At 49.0% G+C, this 24,403-nt stretch carries 20 protein-coding genes; 10 read left to right on the top strand and 10 right to left on the bottom strand.

Features of this window, described 5'->3' with window-relative positions:
* Nucleotides 1-28: 28 nt before the first annotated feature.
* Both K9N75_RS15800 and fucO read left to right on the top strand, forming a co-directional pair.
* Entirely contained in the window at nucleotides 29-928 is a 900-nt protein-coding gene (locus tag K9N75_RS15800; protein ID WP_224451865.1) for a dihydrodipicolinate synthase family protein, read from the top strand.
* An 18-nt stretch (nucleotides 929-946) separates the two neighbouring features.
* The gene (fucO, locus tag K9N75_RS15795) at nucleotides 947-2,098 is read left to right on the top strand and encodes a lactaldehyde reductase (RefSeq protein WP_224451864.1); all 1,152 of its coding nucleotides are present in this window, start codon (nucleotides 947-949) and stop codon (nucleotides 2,096-2,098) included.
* Between the two features lie 84 nt (nucleotides 2,099-2,182).
* On the opposite strand, the gene K9N75_RS15790 is transcribed toward fucO, so the two are convergent.
* Together K9N75_RS15790 and rdgC are read right to left on the bottom strand one after the other, a co-directional pair.
* The gene (locus K9N75_RS15790; RefSeq protein WP_130996463.1) at nucleotides 2,183-2,794 is read right to left on the bottom strand and encodes a GntR family transcriptional regulator; all 612 of its coding nucleotides are present in this window, start codon (nucleotides 2,792-2,794) and stop codon (nucleotides 2,183-2,185) included.
* A gap of 188 nt (nucleotides 2,795-2,982) precedes the next feature.
* Nucleotides 2,983-3,894, bottom strand: coding sequence for a recombination-associated protein RdgC (gene rdgC / locus K9N75_RS15785; protein ID WP_008814177.1), 912 nt, complete (start codon nucleotides 3,892-3,894; stop codon nucleotides 2,983-2,985).
* Nucleotides 3,895-4,195: 301 nt separating this feature from the next.
* Between rdgC and mak the strand changes: the two genes are divergently transcribed.
* Entirely contained in the window at nucleotides 4,196-5,101 is a 906-nt protein-coding gene (gene mak, locus K9N75_RS15780) for a fructokinase (RefSeq protein WP_008814176.1), read from the top strand.
* A 68-nt stretch (nucleotides 5,102-5,169) separates the two neighbouring features.
* Here mak and K9N75_RS15775 read toward each other — a convergent pair whose 3' ends face one another.
* Nucleotides 5,170-6,495, bottom strand: a complete 1,326-nt coding sequence (locus tag K9N75_RS15775; protein ID WP_130974228.1) for an MFS transporter — start codon at nucleotides 6,493-6,495, stop codon at nucleotides 5,170-5,172.
* Nucleotides 6,496-6,781: 286 nt separating this feature from the next.
* Here K9N75_RS15775 and K9N75_RS15770 point away from each other — a divergent pair, with 286 nt between their 5' ends.
* The 3 genes from K9N75_RS15770 (at nucleotide 6,782) to K9N75_RS15760 (ending at nucleotide 8,915) form a co-directional block, all read left to right on the top strand.
* On the top strand, nucleotides 6,782-7,330 hold the full coding sequence (locus K9N75_RS15770) for a hypothetical protein (RefSeq protein ID WP_130961463.1): 549 nt from the start codon (nucleotides 6,782-6,784) through the stop codon (nucleotides 7,328-7,330).
* Nucleotides 7,331-7,494: 164 nt separating this feature from the next.
* Nucleotides 7,495-7,977: a DNA gyrase inhibitor SbmC gene (gene sbmC, locus K9N75_RS15765; RefSeq protein WP_224451863.1), complete on the top strand. Its 483-nt coding sequence runs from the start codon at nucleotides 7,495-7,497 to the stop codon at nucleotides 7,975-7,977.
* Between the two features lie 56 nt (nucleotides 7,978-8,033).
* The gene (locus tag K9N75_RS15760) at nucleotides 8,034-8,915 is read left to right on the top strand and encodes an AraC family transcriptional regulator (RefSeq protein WP_224451862.1); all 882 of its coding nucleotides are present in this window, start codon (nucleotides 8,034-8,036) and stop codon (nucleotides 8,913-8,915) included.
* On the opposite strand, the gene ptsP is transcribed toward K9N75_RS15760, so the two are convergent.
* From ptsP to K9N75_RS15735, 5 genes are all read right to left on the bottom strand, one after another.
* On the bottom strand, nucleotides 8,912-11,407 hold the full coding sequence (ptsP, locus tag K9N75_RS15755; RefSeq protein ID WP_224451861.1) for a phosphoenolpyruvate--protein phosphotransferase: 2,496 nt from the start codon (nucleotides 11,405-11,407) through the stop codon (nucleotides 8,912-8,914). The genes K9N75_RS15760 and ptsP overlap by 4 nt on opposite strands.
* 27 nt (nucleotides 11,408-11,434) lie before the next feature.
* Nucleotides 11,435-12,478: an aminopeptidase gene (gene ypdE, locus K9N75_RS15750; RefSeq protein WP_130976066.1), complete on the bottom strand. Its 1,044-nt coding sequence runs from the start codon at nucleotides 12,476-12,478 to the stop codon at nucleotides 11,435-11,437.
* Nucleotides 12,475-13,584, bottom strand: a complete 1,110-nt coding sequence (gene ypdF / locus K9N75_RS15745) for an aminopeptidase (RefSeq protein ID WP_224452624.1) — start codon at nucleotides 13,582-13,584, stop codon at nucleotides 12,475-12,477. Before ypdF ends, ypdE begins: the two co-directional genes overlap by 4 nt.
* A gap of 97 nt (nucleotides 13,585-13,681) precedes the next feature.
* Entirely contained in the window at nucleotides 13,682-14,938 is a 1,257-nt protein-coding gene (locus tag K9N75_RS15740; protein ID WP_224451860.1) for a PTS fructose transporter subunit IIC, read from the bottom strand.
* A gap of 48 nt (nucleotides 14,939-14,986) precedes the next feature.
* Nucleotides 14,987-15,310 (bottom strand): PTS fructose transporter subunit IIB, encoded by a 324-nt coding sequence (locus K9N75_RS15735; protein WP_008814167.1) that lies wholly within the window; start codon nucleotides 15,308-15,310, stop codon nucleotides 14,987-14,989.
* Between the two features lie 261 nt (nucleotides 15,311-15,571).
* On the opposite strand from K9N75_RS15735, the gene K9N75_RS15730 reads away from it, so the two are divergent.
* Nucleotides 15,572-15,928 (top strand): DUF1294 domain-containing protein, encoded by a 357-nt coding sequence (locus K9N75_RS15730; RefSeq protein WP_008814166.1) that lies wholly within the window; start codon nucleotides 15,572-15,574, stop codon nucleotides 15,926-15,928.
* Nucleotides 15,929-16,129: 201 nt separating this feature from the next.
* Here K9N75_RS15730 and K9N75_RS15725 read toward each other — a convergent pair whose 3' ends face one another.
* Both K9N75_RS15725 and sbcD read right to left on the bottom strand, forming a co-directional pair.
* Nucleotides 16,130-19,816 (bottom strand): AAA family ATPase, encoded by a 3,687-nt coding sequence (locus K9N75_RS15725; RefSeq protein ID WP_224451859.1) that lies wholly within the window; start codon nucleotides 19,814-19,816, stop codon nucleotides 16,130-16,132.
* Nucleotides 19,813-21,072 (bottom strand): exonuclease subunit SbcD, encoded by a 1,260-nt coding sequence (gene sbcD / locus K9N75_RS15720; protein WP_224451858.1) that lies wholly within the window; start codon nucleotides 21,070-21,072, stop codon nucleotides 19,813-19,815. Before sbcD ends, K9N75_RS15725 begins: the two co-directional genes overlap by 4 nt.
* A 218-nt stretch (nucleotides 21,073-21,290) precedes the next feature.
* Between sbcD and phoB the strand changes: the two genes are divergently transcribed.
* From phoB to K9N75_RS15705, 3 genes are all read left to right on the top strand, one after another.
* Nucleotides 21,291-21,980, top strand: coding sequence for a phosphate response regulator transcription factor PhoB (gene phoB, locus K9N75_RS15715; protein WP_224451857.1), 690 nt, complete (start codon nucleotides 21,291-21,293; stop codon nucleotides 21,978-21,980).
* Between the two features lie 109 nt (nucleotides 21,981-22,089).
* Complete coding sequence (phoR, locus tag K9N75_RS15710) at nucleotides 22,090-23,439, top strand: phosphate regulon sensor histidine kinase PhoR (RefSeq protein WP_020303640.1); 1,350 nt, start codon at nucleotides 22,090-22,092, stop codon at nucleotides 23,437-23,439.
* A complete protein-coding gene (locus K9N75_RS15705) occupies nucleotides 23,439-24,395 on the top strand; it encodes a PstS family phosphate ABC transporter substrate-binding protein (protein ID WP_039188147.1) in 957 nt (318 codons plus the stop codon). The genes phoR and K9N75_RS15705 overlap by 1 nt, the downstream gene beginning before the upstream one ends.
* The last annotated feature ends 8 nt before the right edge of the window (nucleotides 24,396-24,403 follow it).

Raw genomic sequence — 24,403 nt, 5'->3', positions numbered from 1 at the left:
TTTTATGATTTGCAAAAAGGACAGTACCATGGTTAAAACAGTCAATTTTTCAGGCGTTTGGTGTCCTTCAATAACCCCGTTTAGCCCACAAGGTGAGATTGATCTATCGGGACTTGCTGAGCATATGCAGCGTCTGACGACGGCAGAAATCAACGTTATTCTGCTGATGGGAAGCATTGGTGAATTTACGTCATTAAGTCAGGAAGAGCGCTTAATGTTGCTGCGTGAAGCACGCGGTATGTCGCCTCTGCCGATGGTCGCGAATATTTCATCAACCTGTGTTTCCGATATGCTTGCGTTAGCCGAAGAAGCTTATGCCTGCGGCTATGATGCGGTCATGGTGCTGCCGCATTACTATTTTTATCAAACGTCGCACCAGCTGCTGTGCTATTACCGTGAATTAGGAAAACGGCTGAGGGGTAAATGGTTTGCTTATAATTTCCCTGCGCGTACCGGGTGCGATTTAGATGCTGGCTTAGTTGCTCAACTGGCGACTGAATTTCCAAACTTTGTGGGCATTAAAGATACCGTTGATTGCCTATCGCACAACCGTTTGATGATTCAGACGATGGTCGATGTCCGTACTGATTTCGTCGTGCTCTCGGGTTATGACGAATATTTTGTTCCAAATTTATTGGCGGGTGGCTCCGGTGTTATTTCAGGGCTGAATAACATTGTCCCAGAGCTTTTTGTACAGGCGTGGGGAGCATGGGAAAAGGGCGATCTTCATCAGCTTAGCTCTATTCAGCGTGAAATCAGCAAGCTTTCTTCGATATATACCATCGGCAATGATTTTGTCACGACGATAAAAACGGTCTTATCACGTAAGTTTCATTCTACGCGTCCGTTATCACGTAATTTCGGTGGGGAGCTTACGGCGGAAGAATGTCAGGCTATCGATATTATTTTTGATATTAACCCTTCATAAAAAAGTAAAGGATAAACGATGACTTATAGAATGATTTTAAATGAGACCTCTTATTTTGGTACGGGGTCAATTAATTCGTTGGTAGATGAGATAAAGAAACGCGGATTTCGCAAGGCGCTCATTGTCACCGATGCTGATCTCATTAAATATAATGTGGTTGCGAAGATAACTGATATTTTGCAGCAGGCAGCTTTGGCCTATAGCATATACGATAAAGTGATTCCTAACCCTACCATTGAAGTGATACAGCAGGGTGTTGCCGCTTTCAAACAGGCCGATGCCGATTATCTGATCGCGGTAGGCGGCGGATCGCCGCAGGATACGAGTAAAGCGATCGGTATTATTATTAATAACCCTGAGTTTGCCGATGTGCGTAGTTTAGAAGGGGGTGCAGAAACGAAAAATAAATCTGTACCGATGATCGCTATTCCTACCACAGCAGGCACGGCTGCTGAAGTGACGATAAATTACGTCATCACTGACATCGAGAAAAAGCGTAAATTTGTTTGCTACGATCCGCATGATATACCTATCGTCGCGATTATTGACTCAGACATGATGTCCAGCATGCCTGCTAGCCTGAAGGCCGCTACGGGCGTTGATGCACTGACTCATGCGATAGAAGGTTACATCACTAAAGGTGCGTGGGAGCTATCCGATATGCTGCATCTCAAGGCCATTGAAATTATTGGTCGTGCGTTACGTCTGTCAGTTAAAGGTGTACAGGCGGGGATGGATGACATGGCATTGGGACAATATATTGCAGGTATGGGGTTTTCTAATGTTGGATTAGGCTTGGTGCACGGAATGGCTCATCCGCTCGGTGCGTTTTATGGCACTGCGCACGGTGTCGCGAATGCGGTTTTGTTACCTCATATCATGGCTTACAACGCAGAATATACGGGTGAAAAGTATCGCCATATTGCGGCGGCGTTAGGCGTGAGTAATATGAACGATGTACCGATTTCTATGGCGCGCAAAGCAGCCATTGATGCGGTTTTCCAGCTCAATAGCGATGTAGGCATCCCTGCATCTCTGCGTGAAGTGGGAATGTTAGAGGCCGATATTGACGCATTGGCAGAGGCAGCATTAGCTGATATTTGCACCGGTGGGAATCCACGCGAAGCACATTTAGATGACATTAAGCAGCTGTATCGCAGTATCTACTGATAGCACTGACAGGGCATAAGCATAGTCATCGTATATCCATGGCATGGTCAGACCTTCTGGCTATGTCATATTCCAGATAAAATCTTATTTAAAACTAGAAAATAATCGGGCATAGGAATGACTTACATGCTGTTCGATAGCTTGGCGTGTTTGCTCAATGTCTCGACTGATGATGCCATCACAGATTTTCAAATGCTCTGCCGATGATTCTAATATTGAGTCATTTTTCATTTTTTGCGAACGCAGCATCCGTAAGCGGTCGTAGATAAATGACAGCATTTTAGTGACAATTTCATTATGACAATCAGTGAGCATTTGCTCATGTAGTTCGTTATCTGCCTCAAGAAGTAAATCCTGATTCTCAGCTTTAAAGCCAAGCTGGATTTTGTCTCTGATGGCGGTGTACAGCGCTACATTCTGGTTATCCCAAGATAAATTGAGCACCATGATTTCGATATCCTTTCTTATTTGGAAGATATCTTTTATTTCACTGAATGTGATTGGCTTGATGGTTTTAGTTTTATTTTTTGATGGCTCAATCCACCCCTCGGTCATCAAACGAAATATGGCCTCTCGTAGGGGGGTGCGGCTAACATTCAGTTCCTGGCAAAGTTCATTTTCAGATACAGCCCCAACCAACTCATTGGCAATAATTTTAGTTTTGAGTTGATGATAGGTTTTTTCACTGATGTTCATAGATTCGTTGAGTTATCGCAAAAATCGTGGATAAAGCCAAGCGGACTATCCGTTCAGCGTGGTGACATCAATATAGACGGCAGATTACCTGAAAATGTCCGTGTTGGCGCAATTTTATATATCCGTCATCATGCAAGTTGCAGGTTTACTGACACTTCCTGCAACTCGAATGATGTTAGGTACCGTCTTTACTTCTCTGACTCACCGCCTAGCGCTTCGACCAAGTTTTTGATCAATGCAGCCAGTTCGCTGGTCATCAGAATAAAGTCGGCATCAAAACGCTGAGCATAATCATCGCGATCGATATCTTCGTTTTGGTCGCGAATTGTCTCAGAGAATTTCAAACGCTTCAGCGAGCCGTCATCCGACAGCACCAGTTGAATACGCTCCTGCCAGTCTAACGCCAGCTTGGTGACGAGTTTGCCAGCCTCAATGTGTACCGCAATTTCGTCGGATACCAGATCCTGTTTTTTACAGCGGATGACGCCGCCTTCTTCCAGAATGGCTTTCAACTCGGCTTCGTCTTGCAGCGTAAAGCCTGCGGGAACTTCGCCTGAGCGTACCCATTCGGTCATGGTGAGCTCAATTGGGCTTTCCATGGTTAATGGCACCACGGGCAATGAACCCAAGCTTTTACGTAGCAGCGCCAGCGTATCTTCCGCTTTCTTTGGACTCGCGGCGTCAACCATAATCAGGCCGTTAGCCATATCGATCCACAGCCACGTTTGGCTGAAACGGCTAAACGCACGCGGCAGTAAGGTATGCAGCACTTCGTCTTTCAGCGAGTCTTTTTCCGTTTTCTTTAGCTTACGGCCCTGTTCGCCTTCCAACTTCTCAATTTTGGCTTGAAGCGCCTGTTTTAATACCGGCGACGGCAGGATTTTTTCTTCTTTGCGGGCGCATAGCAGGATTTGATCGTTGACGTAATGAGTCAGAGCATCGCTGTGAGAACCCATCGGTGAAACCCAGCCCGTTTTTGCCATATCTTGGCTACCGCAGGGCGTGAAAGCCATAGAGCCCAGCTGTTTTTCCACTTCATCTGGAACCAGATGAACGTCGCGGCTCAGACGGTAAACCAATAAATTCTTAAACCATAGCATTAGCGTTGTCCCTGATCGTGACGCATCGCGCGCCATGTTTTAGCAATGTGAGCTTATGCCCGTCATATTTCACGTTGCGGGGCGGGGAGCTGTACTCACTCATCCCAGCCACTGACTTTAGTCTGCGCTAGGGGATTTATAAGTTTGTCGCCGACCCACAATTCGAATTATTTGGGGTATACAAAAATAAGCATTAAACAGGGCGCATGATAACGAATAAAGAGGGGCGGCTGTAGTATTAATTATCTGAGAAATTCTGCACACTAGCCCTGATCAACTATCCGTTTTGCGAGGGGGCAATGTGCGTATTGGTATAGATTTAGGCGGCACTAAAATTGAAGTTATCGCGCTGGAAAACGATGGGCGAGAGCTGTTTCGTCATCGCATTGCCACGCCACGGGATGACTATGCGCAAACCGTTGAAGCTATTGCTGGGCTGGTGGAGTTAGCCGAAGAAAAAACCGGTCAGCGAGGCAGCGTTGGTGTGGGAATTCCAGGGACGTTATCGCCGTTTACTGGGCTGGTTAAAAATGCAAACTCCACATGGCTGAATGGCAAGCCGCTCGACAAAGATCTCTGCGCTCGTCTATCGCGAGAGGTTCGCCTTGCCAATGATGCTAACTGCCTTGCTGTATCGGAAGCCACGGACGGTGCTGCCGCCGGTGCCCATCTGGTGTTTGCGGTGATTATCGGCACGGGCTGTGGATCGGGTATTGCTATTGATGGTCGGGTTCACGCAGGTGGCAACGGTATTGCAGGAGAGTGGGGACATAATCCGTTACCGTGGCTCAATGAAGACGAGTGGCAGTACCAGAAAGAGGTTGCATGCTATTGCGGAAAATCCGGTTGCATTGAGACGTTTATCTCCGGCACTGGCTTTGAGACTGACTATCAGCGCTTAGGCGGGGAAAAACGCATTGGCGCAGAGATTATGTCGCTCTCGCGTCAAGGCGATCCTCGTGCGGAAAAGGCGATAGCGCACTATGAGCAGCGGTTGGCTAAGTCTTTAGCTCATGTGATTAATATTATCGATCCTGACGTTGTGGTATTGGGTGGAGGAATGAGCAATGTTGACCGCTTATATACCACGGTTCCACCGCTGATTTCTTCGTGGGTATTTGGACGTGAGTGTCAAACGCCGGTAAGAAAGGCTAAACACGGCGATTCGAGCGGCGTGCGCGGCGCGGCATGGCTCTGGCCGCTATGAGACAAAATCCCGACTTTCCGCTAAGAACGTCGGGACAAGGTATTATTCCGTCATTTTAAGTCGTGCAATTACTTTGGCGTCGCGACACCGTGGTTAGGCGCTGTCTCCGTGCGTTGGTGATTCAATTTTTGAATCGCTGGCAGAGCAATCGCGGCCACCAGCCCGCAGGCTGCTGCGGCAGAAAGCCATAATCCTGGCATGGCTTTATCACCGGTAGCGTGGATCAGATAGCTGGAAATTGCTGGAGTGAAACCGCCAAAAATGGCAGTGGCTAAGCTATAGGCCATGGAGAAACCAGATGCTCGTACTTCGGCCGGCATAATTTCGGTTAAACACACCACCATTGCGCCGTTATAGCTGGCGTACATAAATGACAGCCACAGTTCCACTTCCACCAAGTGGGCAAAACTAGGATGAGCAACTAACCAACTCAGAGAAGGGTAGGACGTCAGCAGCATCAACGCGCTAAACAGCAAAAGCAGTGGACGACGCCCAACTTTATCTGACAACGCTCCCATTACCGGCAGCCAGAACAGGTTGGACAGGCCGACCAACAGCGTCACCAAGAAACTTTGCTGTGCGGTGAACTGCAGCACAGTTTTCCCGTAGGTTGGGGTGAATGCGGTGATCAGATAGAACGATACCGTGGTTGTTACCACCATAAACATGCCAACCAATACCAACTGCCAGTTACTGGCGACTGAGCGGGTGATCTCACCCATGCTAGGCCGATGTTTGCGTTGGTTAAAGGCTTCTGTTTCTTCAAGCATACGGCGGATATAAAACAGGAAAGGCACGATCAAGCAGCCGACGATAAATGGAATACGCCATCCCCACTCAGTCATCACGCTTTTGCCTAAATACTGATTCAGCGTCACTCCGAGCAATGCGGCAAAAATCACGGCAATCTGTTGGCTGCCTGATTGCCAACTGACGTAAAAGCCTTTACGGTTTTTCGGCGCGATTTCAGACAGATAAACGGACACACCTCCCAGTTCCACACCCGCAGAAAACCCCTGAAGTAAACGTCCAGCCAGAATGAGAAGCGGTGCGGCCATACCAATGCTGTGATAGGACGGCGTACAGGCGATGGTCAGCGTGCCGAGTGCCATTAATCCTAAAGTAATTAGCAGACCACGGCGGCGTCCATGATGATCAATGTAAGCGCCTAACACGATGGCTCCCAGTGGTCGCATCAAGAAGCCAGCGCCGAAGGTCATCAGCGTTAACATCAGCGAGGCGAAGGGGCTTTGGGTGGGAAAAAAAGTGTCGGCAATGGCGCTGGCATAGTAGCCAAATACCATAAAGTCGTACATCTCTAGAAAATTACCGCTGGTTACGCGGAATACGGTTCGGGCGTTGGCCTGTGTAGGCGCTGAGGCAGATGATGTCATGTGCTACTTCCTGTGTTTTTGTTTTCATTTTTTTTACAAGTTATTAGCAATGAAAAGTGTGATGTTGGTAGGTGTTTCTTTTTTGTGCATAAAAACCAATGTAACTATTTGTAAGCTTATTAGTTCTTTATAAATAAGCGCGGCAGTGGCCTGTAGTCGCTATGAATAAATGACGATAAACACTTGGGGTAAATGAATAAAATCTTTCTGCATAGCGCAGCGCTATAATTTCTCAACGTAGGGAACACTTGGCTGACGGTGGCCAAATTAACAAGGAGATTGATTGATGAAATTACGTATGGCGTTTCTGGTGACCACGCTTTTTCTTGGCCTTTCATCGGCGTCTTTTAGCCAATCATACGGTTGGAAGGATAAGAATAACTGCCCCGCAGCGGATACGGCATCAAGGCGTTCAGTGGACGGTTTTGGCGGAATGATGATCATCACCCCAGACGCCGACTGGGAGGAAAAATGGAATACGCCTTCAGGCACGTCCCCTTTTTATAAAAAGGTTAATGAAGCAAAAGTGGGTGAGACCATCTATATTCTCAGCTTCTTTTCTAATCCGAAAAGTAATCCACTACATGTTGTTAATATCAGTTGCGATATCCAGATAATTCAGCCAGATGGCACCGTGGCGATGACTGAAAAGAATCGTCTTTGCTTCCATGGTGTTTTAGGGGGCGCTCCAGAGATGATTTACATGACCAATGCTGCCGTTGGTTTTATGGGAGAAGAGAAGGATCCTAAAGGCGTTTGGACGGTGAAGCTCGCGATGAAAGATCAGCTCAGAACTGAACCTGTGATGTTGACGCAAAGCTTCACGCTGAAGTAGTGACGCTGTTTGCTCATGATGTGCTGGGCGTCGATTATTCAAATAAGCGCAGTCAATCACAGAAGCGAACATATGAAGTTGGCTTTTTTGACATCATTGGTAATACTGTTTATGGATACAGTTGTTTCTTGTTCACTCTTTATTGTTAAACAGAGGGCGTTACGATGGAGATGATAGTAGAGCAGCGCGCTGAGCGTGTTTTTGCTGGCATTCGAATGGTTGGTCCGCTTGACCAAAATGTTGGCAAGGGATTCCAAAAGCTATATCAGTGGATCGAAAATAACAATGTTCCAGAGAGTGGCGACTGGATGGCTATTTATTATGACAATCCTGAAGAAGTGCCACCGGAAGAGATGTGCGTTGATACCGTGATCTCCGTTGAACCTGATTTCGTTTTACCGGCGAACAGCGAAGGCGTGCGAATCGATACCTTAAAAGGTGGGCTTTACGCCGTAGCGCAGGCTCACGTTGAGGACGGGGATTTTGGTCGGCCGTGGATGGAGTTTTTCAACGACGTGTTGCCTCGTAGTGGCTACGTGCCGATTAATGCGCCCTGTTTTGAAAAATACCACAATGATGGCACTGAAAGTGGCATCTGGGATTTTGAAATGTGCGTGCCGGTGAAGAAGGCCGAAGAGAGTGCTTGATTAGCGGTGAGCACGGTAGGGGCTCCTGACGATACCGCAACTGATAACGAGGGAATATGTCTCTGACGGAACAGGCTTTTTTTAGCGAGCTTTTGAGCGGGCTGGTGCTGAATCCACAGCAGCTTAAGCACACGTTTTTTGCTCAACGTTATCAGGATAGCCAAGGCCATCTACAGGGGATGGGTGGCCTTACGGTAAAATTTCCGCGTCTCGACATTGTTCTGCGCGGAACTTATACCACCAGTGCGCGGTTGAATGACGATGATCTGAGACATGGAACGTTAACGCATGGCGATCTTCTTTTCATCCCTGCATATAGCAACAGCCAGCCAACATGGGAGAAAGACGTTTTATTATTGAGCCTGCTTTTTACTCCGTCATACATTGGCTTTAGCTTCTTTGATAAACGCGCTGCGTCTGCGGGATTTCATCGGCTGCGTAAATTGGAGGTTCCTCAGCAAAATGCCGGTGAACTGGAGCATATTTTACAAGCATTAAGCTATTTAGGGGCGAGAGTCACAGATCTTAATGTGAGTCGATATCTGGTGTTAAGCCTGCTGCATGTGTGTCATAGCCAACTCTGTTTGCCCCCTGTCAATAAGATACAGCGTGGGGCTTTTCTTTATAAAAGCATCTGTACGTATATTCAGGATAATTATGCTGGCGCATTAAGCCGTGAGAGTACGGCCGCTATTTTCAATATAACGGCAAATCATTTGTCTCGTATTTTTCAATTGGAAGGAAATATGAGTTTTATTGATTATTTGCACTGGGTGCGGTTAGGGAAAGCCAAGATGATTTTGCAGAAGTATCACTTGAATGTAAATGAGGTTGCTCGCCGCTGTGGTTACAGCGACGGCAACTATTTTTGTCGTTTGTTTAAACGGCAGTTTGGTTTAACGCCTTCAGAATACAGAAAGCAGTTTCTATCCGTTTAAAACGTTAGCTCTGCCTGTAGTAACGCCAAAATCGCGCTGGCATCTGTTGCTGAACGCATTGCCTCGCGAAATTCTTTTTTCACTAATTTGCGAGCGAGCTGAGAAAACACTTTTACATGGCTGACGCTATCTTGAGCGCCTAGCGTGAGCATAATAACGAAATCGACGTTGCCCATTTCCGATTGCCAGTCAATTTCTTGCTCCAGCCGAGCAATACTGATGCTGGAGTGCTTAATGTGAGGCGATTTAGTATGCGGAATGGCAAAACCAAAACCGACTCCGGTGGTGACAATATCTTCGCGCTGCCAAATATCCTCCTCGAGTTCTATCGGATTATCAGTACGATCTTGCATGGCTAGATTGCCGCACAGGTACTGGATAACTTGCTCTTTGCGCGTCATGTGGGCAGGAACGATGATGTTTTCAAGAGCGAGCAACGGTTTCTGATCTGCTGGGATCGCCAATGAATCGAGCAAGATCTCTATCTCTTCCGCTGATTTGCACTCACAAGCATGATTGGCCAAGGTAATGCATTCTTGAGCATTAAGTTTTCGAGCGAGCTCTTTGACCACCGGAATGCGCGCACTGCTCATGCTCAGTTCATCGAGGCCAAGACCAATGAGCAACGGCAGATAGCGAGTTTCGCCACCGAGTTCCCCACATAGACCGACCCAACGTTCGCGCCGGTGAGCAACATCAATAATCTGGCGCAGCATGCGTAAGAATGACGGAGTGATAGGGTTATACAGGTGGGCAACGCGCTGATTATTGCGATCCACGGCATAGAGGTACTGTGTCATGTCATTGGAGCCTACGCTGAAGAAATCAACTTCATCGCAGAAATGATCGATGATAAAGCACACTGAAGGCACTTCGACCATAATACCGAGCTCAATGGTTTCTGCATAACGTAACCCTTCATTTTTCAGCGATTGCTGGGCTGCATTGATTTGCTGTTTGACCCATAAAATCTCATCCAGCGTGTGCACCATAGGGATCATTAAACGGGCATAGCCCACGGTGGCAGCACGCAAAATAGCGCGTAGTTGAATAGTGAATAGCTCGGTGAACTCTGGATAAATGCGCACGGCGCGATAGCCAAGGAATGGGTTTTCTTCCTGTGGGATATTGAGATAGCTGATTTTTTTATCACCACCGATGTCCATGGTTCGGAAAATAACTGGGTGGTTGTCCGCATTCATTAACACTTGCTGATAGGCTTCGAACTGCTCTTGTTCATCAGGCGCTTTGTCACGATCCATAAATAGCATTTCGGTGCGGAATAAGCCGACGCCCTCTGCGCCGTGGGTAAATGCCGCAGGCGCTTCTTGAGCGGTGCCAATATTTGCGCCTATCTCTAAACAGCGACCATCGCGTGTCACTGCAGGTAAGTCAGCCATTTTAAGCTGTCGAATTCGATTTTTTTCTTCGAGCTGCATGGCAACGGCAAAGTAATGGCGCACGTCGTCGCTAGGCTCAGTAACCAAAACGCCAAATTGAGCATCAATAAATACGTCTTTGTCATCTAGCTGTTGTAAGGCTTCCAGTTCTATGCCGGATAATACCGGGATGCCAAATGAGCGGGCGAGGATCAGCGTATGCGATGTGCGGCCCGTTTGGGCTAAAACCATGCCCTGTAGATATTGCCGATCCAAGCTTAAAAATTGGCTGGGTGTAATATCATCGGCGGCAATAATCGTTGGCTTATATAGTGTTAATGGCGTACCCAAGTTAATGGTTGGGTACGCGACCTGCAGCAACTGTGCTGTGATATCACGAATATCCTGTACGCGCTCCCGTAGATATTCGCTGGCTGAATTGGCTAATTTTCCGCATACCTCTTCCATATTTTCAATGGCGGCAATGGCTAAACTGCATTTACGTTGCTTCAGATGGCGCACAATATTTTGGCTAAACTCTTTGTCCTGAATTAACGAGAGATGCGCATTGATAATGGTTTTACTTTGCCCCTTCAGGTTCGCCAACTGTTGGTTTAGCCGTTCGGCTAAGGTGATGATGCTGTGTTCAAGTAAGAGTAAATCTTGCACGGTGGCAGGTTGTGACTTGTACACATCAAGGCTAGTGTGACGATAGATAAAAAGTGCACCATGCCCAAGGCCGTCTGATAAGCCATAGCCTTGAATCAGCGAGGGCTGAAAGCGAGAAAGAGAGCGTGGCAGCGCGCGCGAGGTGGCGACGGCGGCGGGTTCGGGTTCGCTATCACTATCGGCAAAACGTTGTTCAATATAAAGGCCGAGTGCGCGATAAGCTTTTTCTTCATCATGACCATGAATTTCAAGCTGACAGGCGTCGTTGAATAATGTCCCCGTGCCGATGAGTGCCAATGAGCTTTTAGCATCGGCACGGTGCGCTAACCGTTGGTTAATAAAGATAATCTCACTATCAAACTGACTGCACTGTTCTTTAAGTTCATAGGCAGGGCGGGCGTGCAGACCGTTAGGCAGAGGACAGAGAAACGCTATCTTTAACATGATGGTAAATCCTTTTCTGAAGCCGAGTTAATGCGAAAAATCCGTCAGGTGCTGCACTGAATCTGAATTTAGCTGCTTTATCAAAGCGATTAACAGTTGTTGGGTTTGCTTAAGATCGCGCAAATCAGCGATAGAAGCTGCGCAGTGTCCATGACGCGTAGGCGCGCCTAAAACCGCCGTTGGGATACCACGACCACACAGATGGACATTGCCTCCGTCGGTGCCACCGTTGCTGAACATATCGGTTTGTAGTGGGATATGATGTTGCAACGCGATATCTTGGATAAAACCCAGAAGGCGAGGGGAGGGAATCATCGTTTTATCGTACATCACCAACATTGGCCCTTGACCAATCTGGCGATGGTTGGCAGCGCCATAATCAAAGTTTTTCGCCCAGCAGGCGGTATCGAGAATCAACGCTAAATCGGGTTTGATGATATTGGCCGCTGTTTTCCCGCCACGCATTCCAACCTCTTCGCTTGACGAAGCCACGAGCCAGATTTCTGCGTTTAACGCTACGTCGCACAATGCGTGCAACAATTCGATCAGCAGGTAGCACCCAAGCCGGTCATCGAAAGCTTTCCCCATGATTCTGGAATTTGGCGTCAATATTTTGAAATCACTATCATAGGTAACACGGTCGCCGATTCTTACACCGCTGTTGTTCACTTCCTCGGCGGATGTTGCACCAATATCAACGCATAGGTTTCGTGATTCACCGCCATGGAGTTCCGCATCCAATAGGCCATGAACTTTATTGCCCTGTTGGGTGGTGATTCGTACTGGCTGCATAAAACGTGCGAGTTGACGGACGTTGCCGATCGGGATGACTTCAATTGCGCCTTCGCGCGTGATGTTGCGCACCATAAAACCGACTTCATCCATATGAGCACATATCATGATCTTTGGCCCAGTGGATTGGTTTAGCCTAATCAACGTGGAACCCAGCCCATCAAAAGAAATCGGTTTATTGCACTGTTTGGCATGTGTAATCAGGATGTCTCGCACTTCCTGCTCGGACGATGCGATCGCATCGGCGTTAGATAATGCCTGTAGTAAATCAATATTCATTGGGCTTCTCCCCCAGTAAGCAGCAACTGCTTGGGCATCTGATATAAAACCTCACAGCCGTTTTCAGTGACTAGCACGACATCTTCGATACGAACACCACCACGCTCGGGTAGATAAATGCCTGGCTCAACGGTGAGTAGCATTCCGGGCTGTAATTGAGTGGTATCGCTCGGGGAAAATCGCGGGTTTTCATGGACATCAATGCCAATCGCATGACCTGTGTTATGAGAGAAACGGTCACCATACCCCGCAGAGCTAATGACATCGCGGGCGGCCCTATCGACGTCACAGCAACGCACCCCTGGACTAATGGCGGCAATAGCGGCGAGTTGGGCTTGCAGAACGATTTGGTAGATTCCATACAGAGGATGCTCTTCAATGGCCTGTGGTTGAGAACCGCTGACGAGAAACGTTCGAGTCATATCGGAACAGTAGCCTTGGTGTTGGGCACCAAAATCAAGAGTGATAAATTCGCCGGCTTGGACTCTTTTTGTTGATGCCTTCGCATGTGGCATCGCACCGCGAATACCGCTCGCGACGATAGTGTCGAAGGCGGTTTTTTCAGCGCCCTCATTCTTCATAAACCACTCGAGCTCTGTTGCGATCTGATGTTCTGTCATGCCCGGCTGAATGTAGTGACGGATATAAGCACAGGCTCGGTCTGCCATCAGACAGGCTGATTTTAACGTGCTAATTTCCGACGCGTGTTTGATTTGGCGTAGGACATCCAAATCGACGGGTTTCAGAACGGCATTCATGCTGTCCATCAGTTTTATGCTGTCGCTGTAGCTTAAATGTTGGCCTTCAAAGCCGACTTGCTCGAGGTTTTCAGATGCAATAATTTGGTTGATGTGGTCTGCGGCGCTGTTTTGGCCATCAATTAAATGGAGCTGATAATCGTCTGATTTAGCCGATAACTCCTGTATATAGCGAGAATCAACCAGAATGTGCTGACTGGTGCGAGTGATAAAGACATAACCAGATGCACTAAGTAATCCCGTATGAGCAAACTTATTCTGTTTTGAATTAACGATCACCGCATCCAAATTTTGCTGTTTCAACCATGAATGATAGCGTGAGATAGCGGTGAGAGAAGGTTGGTGCATGACATGCTCGCTTAGCTCGGAAGGATAAATTTGGAGTGTCATCCGCTACCGTTCGTCAGGGTACGCGAGTAGTAGCGGTGACGCGCTGAGTTCTGAATCAGGACATAGCCTCGATATGCAACTTGCCTTTTTTATACAGAATATTGCGGATGAAGATGGTAATCAGCGCGGTCAATACTGCACCTAAGGCAATGCCGAATATATAAGCGCCTAAATTACTGACTAAAGGCCATGCCCAAATGGCTGACTCAGGGAACCACTGCACTGCACCTAACGCTACGGCGGCAGTAGAACCAACGATTGCACCTGTCATGTATGCCGGAATTGAGGCTAATGGACTTTCGAGCAAGAAGGGAATTGCCCCTTCGCTGATCCCCATGAATGCGAGAAATATGGCGGTTTTTCCCTGTGGATAGAGCTGGCTGCTAAATAAACGACGGCCCGTTAAACGGCGGTCAATTAATGTTGCCAGCCCTAAGCCAATCGGTGGGATGACGATAGCGATAGCGCGTGCGGTAACCGGCAGCACGTGATCTGTCGTGAAACTAAAGGCGATAAACCCCGCGGCTTTATTAATTGGGCCACCGAGGTCGATTGCGGTCGTTGCTGAAATCCCCGCCGCATACATCAGAACGCCTTTATCACCAGCGGCTTGTAACAACACGCGAATGCATGCGTTTACCCAGCCGCCAAACGGCGTAATGATGTAATACATTGTCAGCATGACAAAAATGGCAGAGAGAATAGGCAGTAAAAATGTGGTTTTAAATGCCAGCAGATATTGTGGCAATTGGATTTTTGCATTCATCCATTTCACTAAGTACCCTGCGGCGATAGCAATAATCAGCGCACCGATAAAGGTGGAAGGAACCGGTGAATGGGTAACCCATTGCAGTTTGCTGAGATCCCAGGTGAGTTCCGGCGTTGGCTGAGTTGCGATTAGCCCACCGATGAAGCCCGCGGGAAAGGCTAGCTTTCCGCCGATAGAATTGGCGACAAACGCCGAAAACATCGGGATAGCAAAACTAAATAGAATGCCGCCAAAGGACTGCGACAGATAAGCGAACTTCATCAAGGATAAATTAAATCCAACATACTTGCCGGTATTGATGGCGTCCAGAATCCCCATATCAGGGGGGACATCGAGCCACGCGTAGGCAATGAGCTGGGAGAAGGCTAGGATGACGCCCCCCATAATTAGCGTTGGTACCATACGTGAAATACCAGACATCACGTGCTGAGGTAAATCGCCCCAGATACTTGGTTTTGCCAGTGGAGTTGATGCCGGATTCGCTGTCAGTGAAGCACCGCCATTTGCTGAGGGATTCACTGCACTCCTTTTTTTAATCGCCATTGATAGTTATCCCTAATGATGTGATTGAAAGTCAGAAGCGAATATTGATTAGCCAGCCTGAATCATTTCTTCGATTTCTTTGATAATTCCGTCTGCGTTTTTAATCGCATCTTGTAGCGTGATTTCATACACATCACGGTTTTCAAAGCGTTCATTATCTTCTGGAGTGATGGCGACCGAATGAATGATGATGTCTGCTTCTGCGATATCTTGTGCGGTTAAACGGTTCTCGATGCCATCAGCACCCTGAGTCTCGATTTTTATCTGGTCATAGCCTGCGGCTTTGGCGGCATCTTCCAGCGCTTGCGCCGCCATGAAGGTATGAGCTAATCCCATTGGACATGCACACAATGCGATAAATTTTTTTGACATAAACACCTCTGCGTTAGGTATTGGGGAGGATCGCTCTCGTTTCGGGAGAGCTAAGCGATGAAAGGAGTATGGCGGCTAAGAAAGGGCATAGGTTATTGGACAAAACCTGCATTTACTGGACATTTGCACCACTAATATTGAAGTGTGAGCTGACTCGCATTGCAAGGATGAGCGTGTGACAGAAGGACTAGAGTTGCATGATGGGATGAGGTAGCTCACTATACGCAGGCTTTTTTTATTTCATTCCAATCGGCTTATCGCATGAATATCAATCGTTTTTGTTACCTTCTTCTTGTTTTGGCTGCGGTTGGCAGTCTGTTCTCAATGCATCCGTTGGTGATGTGGTGCTTGTTGCTCAATGCGTTAACGCTGATTATTTATGGCATAGATAAACTAGCCGCCGTGAAGTCATGGCAACGTGTTCCAGAAATGACGCTACTCTTTTTCGGACTGATTGGCGGTTGGGTAGGTGCGATTCTCGGCCAGCAGATTTTTCGCCATAAGACACAGAAACAACCGTATAAAACTTACTTCATCATTACGGTGATTTTGAATTTGGCGGTAACGCTTGGCGCGATGTATTGGGTTTATCAGTATGGGATTGGCGTGCAGTGGTAGGGGGAGAATTTCGTGCGCCTAATGCACTGAAATCTGATGAACAGTGCGCTGGCGCCCCTCATCGTTCGCCCATGTCAGCAATCTCATGAAAGCGCAGTTGCTGACTGGCGAACGAAACATTACACGGCCTTTCCATAAACGACAGGCGGTCGAAACTTACTCCATCCACTCATAGACTCTCTTCAGCCGTCGGTGAAACCTTTACTCTCCCACGGCATACTGCGCTTCTAACCGGCTTATCCCCAATCCATTCACCTTTTTCACTTTTATCTGCACCGGTATTCGTTCTTTCATGGCTTCGACATGGCTAATAACGCCGATCATTTTGCCGGAGGCATTGAGCGTGTCGAGTGCGTCGAGCGCGGTGTCGAGGGTTTCTGCATCCAATGTACCAAAGCCTTCATCGAGGAATAGAGAATCGATGCTGGTTTTATGGCTAACCAGATCTGACAGCGCCAGCGCCAGCGCTAAGCTCACCAAGAAGCTTTCACCGCCGGAAAGGGTTCGGGTATCGCGTACCGCATCAGCTTGCCAAGTATCAACCACTTCCAGTTCTAATGCGTCGCTGGTTTTACGCTGCAGCAAATAGCGTCCATGTAAACGAGACAGTTGTTGATTGGCTAAATAGACTAAGTGATCTAGCGTCAGCCCCTGTGCGAATTTGCGGAATTTATCTCCACTGCTAGAACCAATGAGCTGGTTGAGATAGCTCCAGTCTTCGTATTCCTGACGGCTTTGCTCAATACGAGCAAACAGGCTTTGCTGCCCTTGTTTTCGTTCGGCGTCACTGCGAATTTGCTGCTGAATTTGTCCTTGTTGAACGCTATTTTCACGCAGTTGCTCAGCAAGCGCCGTTAACTGCTGGTTTAGATGCTCTAGCGTGCTGTCATCCGCTAACGTCGCAGGGCGCTGAGTGACCCAGTCAGCTAGCGCGGCATCAGCCTGTTGTAAGAACGCCTGCGCCTGTGAAAGCTGATTTTTGCTGTGTTCGCGTAGCGTCGTTAGGCGTTGGTGTTCATTCTCATCTAACAGCGCAGCGAGCAGATTCTCTTCATCGCGGAATTGGCTGGCAGCGAGAGCCTGTTCGAAATCAGTTTGCTGTTGGCTTAACCGTTGTTCCAACTGTGATAGCTGTTGCTGGGCGCTGCTTAGCTCGCCGCTCAGTTTATCTAGCTGCTGGCGAACCGTGCTCTCGGCGTTCTGCGCCTGTTGTAATTGATGTTCGGCTAACTGTTCGGCCTGAACCAATGAGCGGCGTACGTCATCTACGCTGCGACCATCAAGCAACGTTTGGCGCTCTGCCTGCATCTGGGCGAGCAGCTTTTCCTGTTCCGCACAAAGCTGTTGCTGGGTTAGCCACTGTTTTTCCAGCGTTGCTAATGTTTGGCTCAGGTTTTGTTCATCTGCGCTGAGACGTGTGTTTTCTAACGTCAGCTTTTGGCTGTGAAGCTGACGCTGTTGCCAGAGGGAGAACTCTTGTTCACGGGCAGCCAGCCATTCGTTTTCCTCACCCGCGAGTGGCGCAACTAAATGCAGCTCCAGCAACTCTGTCGCTAAACGCTCTTGGCGCTGTTGCTGGTGTGAGGTTTGTTTGTGGTATTCCTCGCGCCACTCTGCCAACTGCCGACGTTGGGTTTGAATGCTTTGTTCCAGTAAGGTGATTTGCTGGATAGTGTGGCTCGTCTCTTGCTGAATTTTATTCAGCTCATCTTTAGCCTGCTGCCACGTTTTATTCAGCGTTTCTTGTTGGCGAATGCTTTTCTGAATGCTGTCTTCTTGTTGAACGATATCCGCCAGATAGTTTTCTAACGCGGAGCGATCTTCAATCGCTATTTTGAGCTCAAGCGAAGCGGTGGCCTGTTCCCAGCGGTGTTGGTACTGGGTAATTTCTTGGTCGACGGTTTGAGTTTCTTGCTGTTGCTGACTTTGAGTTTGAAGCAACAGTTTTTGTCGTTCTCCAAGTTCACTCCCCTCGCGGCTAAGGGTTTCTACCTCTAGGCGTAGGGCATCGCGTCGTTGCTCGCTGTCAGAAAGAATCGGTGCTTGATAGTTTTCAACTGCCGGATGCTCCAACGATCCGCAGAGGGGGCAGGGATCGCCAGCTACCAGGCGTGCTCGCTCTTGCTCAAGGCCGATCACGCGTCGCTGTAGATCGATCTGTTTTTCCAAGTCGATGAGATGCTGACGTTTTTCCTTATAAGCTAATCGCTTGGCCGCTAACTGCTGTTCGAGCGTTTGCAGCTCTTGGCTTCGCTGAGCGGTTTGCTGTTGGAGCTGTTGCTGCCGCTGAGCCGCTTTTTCAAACAGCGGGCTGGTTTGCAGGAGTATCTGGCGTGAGGGTTGTCCACTATGCAGTTTTTCACGCATCGCCTCTAACTGCTGTAGGTTGTGGTTCTGCTGGGCTTGTTGATAGTGTTCTTCGGCTTCGGCGCAACGTTTTTGCTGCTCAATTAAACGTTGGTTGAGCGATGCTCCGGCCTGTTGCTGAAGCGTGAGCTTTTCAGCGTCAGCGGTAATCACTTTTTCGGCGTTGGCGATACGTTTTTGCAGATCGCTCAGCGTCTGCTGTAATTCGGCAGATTGCTCGAACTGGCTTTTCCAACGGCCAAGATGGTTATTCCATTCTGCATGCGGAGCGGTTTGCGTCAGAATGTGTTGTAGCTGACTGAGCTCTCGTTGCTGTTTTTGCAGTTGCTCACGCAACTTAACGAGCGCGGTATTATGCTGCTGTTTTTCTGCGTCGATTTGCGTCAGCTTTTGCCGCTGTTGTGTGAGTGCGTCGCGGGTTTGTGCCAAACGAGCATCAAGCGGGACAACGTGCTGGTTAATCAGCGTTTCCGTTGTTGTACGGATCTGCTGCTGTTGCTGCTTCGTTGTTAACGCATGGGCCGAGGCGGTTTGGAGCGGTTCCAACTGCGAGGCTAGTCGCTGTTGCTGTTCTTGGCGCTGTTGCTGGCTTTTGAGCAGAAGTGATAAGTCGCTGCGGGTTTGTCGTAGGCTTTGTAACAGCGGACGCAGCTTCTCTGCGGGTTCGCTGCGCTCTAAGCGCAAAATCTCAGGCTGTGCATCCAACCATTGCTGCTGCGCCTGCGTCGTACGTTGATTGCATAGCTCGCGGTTTTGCGTCAGCTCTTGGTGTTTTTGCAACCATTGAAGTTCAGACGTCAGCGTTTTACGTGCCGTCTCTTGGTGTTGCTCTTCGTTTTGTAGCAGTGCCAAGCGTTCGGCGAGCTGGGCAAGCGCCTCTTCGCTCAGCAGTTCTACACCCGCAGCACGTTCGTGTAGCGCATCGAGATCGATTTTGGCCTGTTTGAAACGCTGGAAAATTTGTTCGGAAAGCTGGCCATAAATTTCGGTTCCGGTCAGCTCTTCCAGTAGCTCTGCGCGCTCGGCGGGATCGGCATTGAGGAACGCGGCAAACTGCCCCTGCGACAGCATCATCGATTTGGTAAAACGGCCAAAATCCAAGCCGGTGATTTCGGCAATCTTGTGCAGCTTGGTTTGAATTTTATCGGTGATAATTTCGCCGTCGGCGATGTATGCCAGCTCTACCTTCGGCGCTTGTAGATTGCCTTCTGGTTTGTTGTTGGCGCGGCGCTGGCTCCAGAATGCACGGTATCCGGTGCCTTTGACTTCGAATTCAACCTCGGCCAAGGACTCTGCGGTACCCCGGGTCATAAGCTCATTTTGCGTAGGCGAAACTTTCAAACGCGGCGTTTGGTGATAAAGCGCTAAACATAGCGCATCAAGCAGCGTGGTTTTCCCCGCCCCCGTTGGGCCGGTAATGGCAAAAAGACCATTGTTGGCAAAATCCTCGCGCGTGAAGTCGATCTTCCACTCACCTTTGAGCGAGTTGATATTTTTTAGGCGTAGGCTGAGGATTTTCATGCGTTATGCCCCTCTGCGGTATCGTCTTGATTTTGCTCTAGTACCAGAGCATCCAGCACTCGATGGAAATGGGTTCGAATTCGCGCCTGCTGGGCGAGCACGTTTTCATCCTCGGTTTCTTCTTGCGCCAAGCGGCGCTCAAACACATCGCTGACGCTCAGTTCGCTGAGCGTTTCTTTATCTTGGCGGGTGAGAGCGCTGAGGCGTTGCTCTTTACTGCGGCGTAGCAAAATAACCTCAACTGGCAGAGATTCTGTCTGTTGTTGGATGCGGCGTTGTAGATCGTTTAAATAGGCGCTGCTGCTGATTTCGATATCCAGCCAGATAGGTTTTTCGTTATCGCAATCTTTAAACGCGGCGAGTTGATGTTCGATTTGCTCAATACTGCCTTTGATAAGCTGCATGGGTTGAAACTGCGGCACCGGCAGTAGCGTGACTTTTTCTAACGTCGAACCGGTGAAATCGACCAGACAGATGCTTTTTTCGCTGCCCAGTTCGTCAAAGCTCAGTGGAATCGGAGAGCCGCTGTAGCGAATGTGTTCGCTGCTGGTCACACGCTGTGGCCGGTGTATGTGCCCAAGCGCGATATAGTCTGCGGGCGGAAATGCCGAAGCTGGAAACGCATCCAGCGAGCCAATGTAAATATCACGCACGGAGTCAGAGGTGCTTGCGCCGATCGTTGTGAGATGTCCGGTGGCGACGATCGGGAGGTTTCCGCCTAATGCATCACGTTGAGCGGCTGCGAGATCGTATAGCGACTGGTAATGTTCGGCGATGGCTTGCTGTAGCACATTCTGTTTTTCAGCCGACGATTGACCCGCCATACTGGTTTGAATGTCTCGTGGACGTAGATAGGGCACGGCGCACAGGATGGCGCCGACAGAACCGTCACGTTGCTTTAAGGGCAGAACCTGATGCTGTAAATCCCCCGCGCTGCTGGCGATAACCTGCGTATTTAGGCAAGCCAGTAAATCCCGCGATTCGTTCAGCGTGGCTACCGAGTCATGATTTCCACCTAATACTACTAACTGACAGCCGGTTGTCTGTAGCTCTACCACAAAGCGGTTGTACAGCTCGCGCGCATAGCTGGGCGGCGATCCGGTATCAAACACATCACCTGCCACAATAATGGCATCAACCTGATGCTCGCTAGCCTGTTTAATCAACCAGCTTAAGAAAGCTTGATGTTCTGCGCTGCGGCTTTTGGTATAGAAATGCTGACCGAGGTGCCAGTCTGAAGTATGAATAAGACGCATGGTACTCCTGCCGTCCTTGCTGAACGTAGCCTAGGGGCTACGGAGAATAGAGGGATTATACGCAAACTCGGGAGGACGTGAAGCCGTCGGCATAAGTTCGGTTTACTGTTTACAAAAACATTTATGACAGTGATATTGGGTATACTGTTATTTTTCATAAATCTGTCATAAATCTGACGCATAATGGCGCCCGCAACCAAACTTAAGCAGGATTAACAATGGCCAGACGCATATTGGTAGTAGAAGATGAAGCGCCAATTCGTGAAATGGTGTGTTTTGTTCTTGAGCAAAACGGCTACCAACCGGTAGAAGCAGAGGATTATGACAGCGCGGTGAACTCTTTGTCTGAGCCTTATCCTGATTTAGTCTTATTGGATTGGATGTTACCCGGCGGTTCAGGGATCCAGTTCATCAAGCATATTAAGCGCGAGGCGCTAACGCGTGAAATCCCTGTGATGATGCTAACTGCACGCGGAGAGGAAGAGGATCGGGTGCGTGGTTTAGAAGTGGGGGCGGATGACTACATTACCAAACCTTTTTCTCCGAAAGAGCTGGTGGCAAGAATTAAGGCCGTAATGCGGCGAATTTCCCCGATGGCGGTGGAAGAGGTCATTGAAGTGCAGGGGTTGAGTCTTGATCCGACCTCGCACCGCGTTATGGCTAACGAAGCCCCGCTGGATATGGGACCTACCGAATTTAAGCTTCTGCATTTTTTCATGACGCATCCAGAGCGTGTCTATAGCCGTGAGCAGTTGCTAAATCATGTGTGGGGCACTAACGTTTATGTAGAAGATCGCACCGTTGATGTACATATTCGCCGCTTGCGCAAAGCGCTTGAGCTGAGCGGGCATGATAAAATGGTGCAGACCGTACGCGGTACGGGTTATCGTTTCTCGGCACGTTTTTGAATCCTATGCTCGCGATGTGCACGTTTAAGAATAAGGCCGCATGAGTGCGGCTTTGACGATTCTGGGGAAGCCCTTATGTCTATTCCGTTAAGAATAAAGAGCCAACACCGTGCTTGAACGCCTATCCTGGAAAAGATTGCTGCTGGAGCTGGTGTTTTGCTGTATTCCAGCATTGATCCTCGGGCTACTGATCGGCTATTTGCCGTGGTTTCTATTGACTGCTGTTTTAGCGCTCTTGGGATGGCATTGCTATAACCAACTGCGTCTTTCCCATTGGCTATGGGTTGACCGTAGCATGACCCCCCCCGCAGGGCGAGGCAGTTGGGAACCCTTGTTCTACGGCCTCTACCAGATGCAGCAACGTAACCGTCGCAGACGGCGTGAACTAGCATTACTGATTAAACGTTTTCGTAGCGGGGCAGAATCTCTCCCCGATGCGATCATCATGACAACCGAAGAAGGGAATATTTTTTGGTGTAATGGACTGGCCCAACATTTGTTGGGCTTCCGTTGGCCGGAAGACAATGGTCAGCATATTCTCAACCTTCTGCGTTACCCCGAATTTACTCAGTATCTGCAATCCCAAGATTTTACTCGTCCGCTTACTCTGCATCTGAATAATGGCCGTTTTGTTGAATTTCGTGTGATGCCTTATGCCGAAGGCCAGCTTCTGATGGTGGCGCGTGATGTCACGCAAACACGACAATTAGAAGGCACTCGCCGTAACTTCTTTGCCAACGTTAGCCACGAACTACGTACCCCGCTAACGGTGTTGCAGGGCTATCTGGAAATGATGAACGATGAAGATATGGCGGCGCCGGTGCGACAAAAAGCGCTGGTTACCATGCAGGAACAAACCAGACGCATGGATAGTCTCGTAAAACAGCTGCTGACGTTGTCAAAAATAGAAGCCGCACCGCCGATTGCACTCAATGAAATTGTCGATATACCGGTAATGCTCCATATGTTGGAGCGAGAAGCTCTCTCATTGAGCAATGGTCGCCATGAAATCACTTTCCGCATTAATGACAAACTGAAGGTGTTTGGCAATGACGATCAGTTGCGTAGTGCGGTATCGAATCTGGTGTATAACGCAGTGAACCATACGCCTGACGGCACGAAAATCGAGGTTTGCTGGCAGCAAACAGCGCAGGGCGCACAGTTTGAGGTGAGCGATAACGGACCGGGCATTGCGCCAGAGCATTTAGGGCATTTAACCGAGCGTTTCTACCGAGTAGATAAAGCGCGTTCGCGGCAAACCGGCGGCAGCGGCCTTGGTTTGGCCATTGTGAAGCATGCGTTGAATCATCACGAAGCCACGTTGAATATCATGAGTGAAATTGGCTTGGGAACGCGTTTCGTCTTTACTCTTCCACCCCATTTAATTGTACCGTTGGACAGTGAAAAACCAACGGCAAAAAACAAGGGCCAGAAAGGGCTTCCGAGTAAGGAAATTTGATGCAGGGACGTCAATTAAAGTATTGGAGAGCGGCGCTTGTTGGTGTCGTTTGTAGCGTTATTATTTACCCGTCGCTGGCTACTGCAAACCAATCCATGCTGTCAGGTAATCTTTCTAGCGCGGGTTCCGATACCATGGTGAACCTGATGTCGCTGTGGTCGGCGAATTTTTCGCAAGATAATCCCAACGTGAACGTTCAGCTACAGGCGGCGGGGTCTTCCAGTGCGCCAACGGCGTTAGCTGCGGGGGCAGCACAGTTAGGTCCGATGAGCCGGCCAATGAAGGCGGCAGAAGTTTCAGCCTTCGAACAACGCTATGGTTATCCACCGCTGGCGGTGCCGGTGGCGTTGGATGCGCTGGTTGTGTTAGTGCATCAGGATAATCCGCTGCGTGAAATTAGTTTTAATCAGCTCGATAGTCTCTACTCCACCACGTTGCGCTGTGGTGAAGCTTCCCCAATCACCCACTGGAAAAAGTTGGGATTGGGAGGGGAGTGGAAATCGCGTGCCATTTCGCTCTATGGCCGTAATTCTGCATCTGGCACCTATGGCTATTTCAAACAGCAGGTGCTGTGCGACGGTGATTTCAGCCCAAGGGTGAACGAACTGCCGGGCTCTGCGTCAGTGGTGCAGGCCGTTGCGGGCTCACTCAACAGCATTGGCTATGCCAGTATCGGTTTTCGCGCCAGCGGTGTGCGAACGCTAGCGGTAAGCAAATTTGGCAGCCCTGCGGTAGAACCGACGGCTGAAAATATTGTGCAAGGTCGTTACCCGCTGGTGCGCCATCTCTACATTTATGTGAATAAAGCACCGGGGCGGCCTCTGTCGCCATTAACTGCGGCGTTTATGGATAGTGTGCTTTCAGAGCAAGGGCAAAAGCTGGTGTTACAGGATGGCTATATGCCGCTGTCGGCGGCTGATATCGCACGAGTGAGAGCGGAGTTGGGGTTGAAGTAAAGACACCT

It is taken from the genome of Hafnia paralvei (assembly GCF_020150375.1).
Classification (GTDB): Bacteria; Pseudomonadota; Gammaproteobacteria; order Enterobacterales; family Enterobacteriaceae; genus Hafnia; species Hafnia paralvei.
This window is presented reverse-complemented; position numbering and strand designations above follow the sequence as displayed.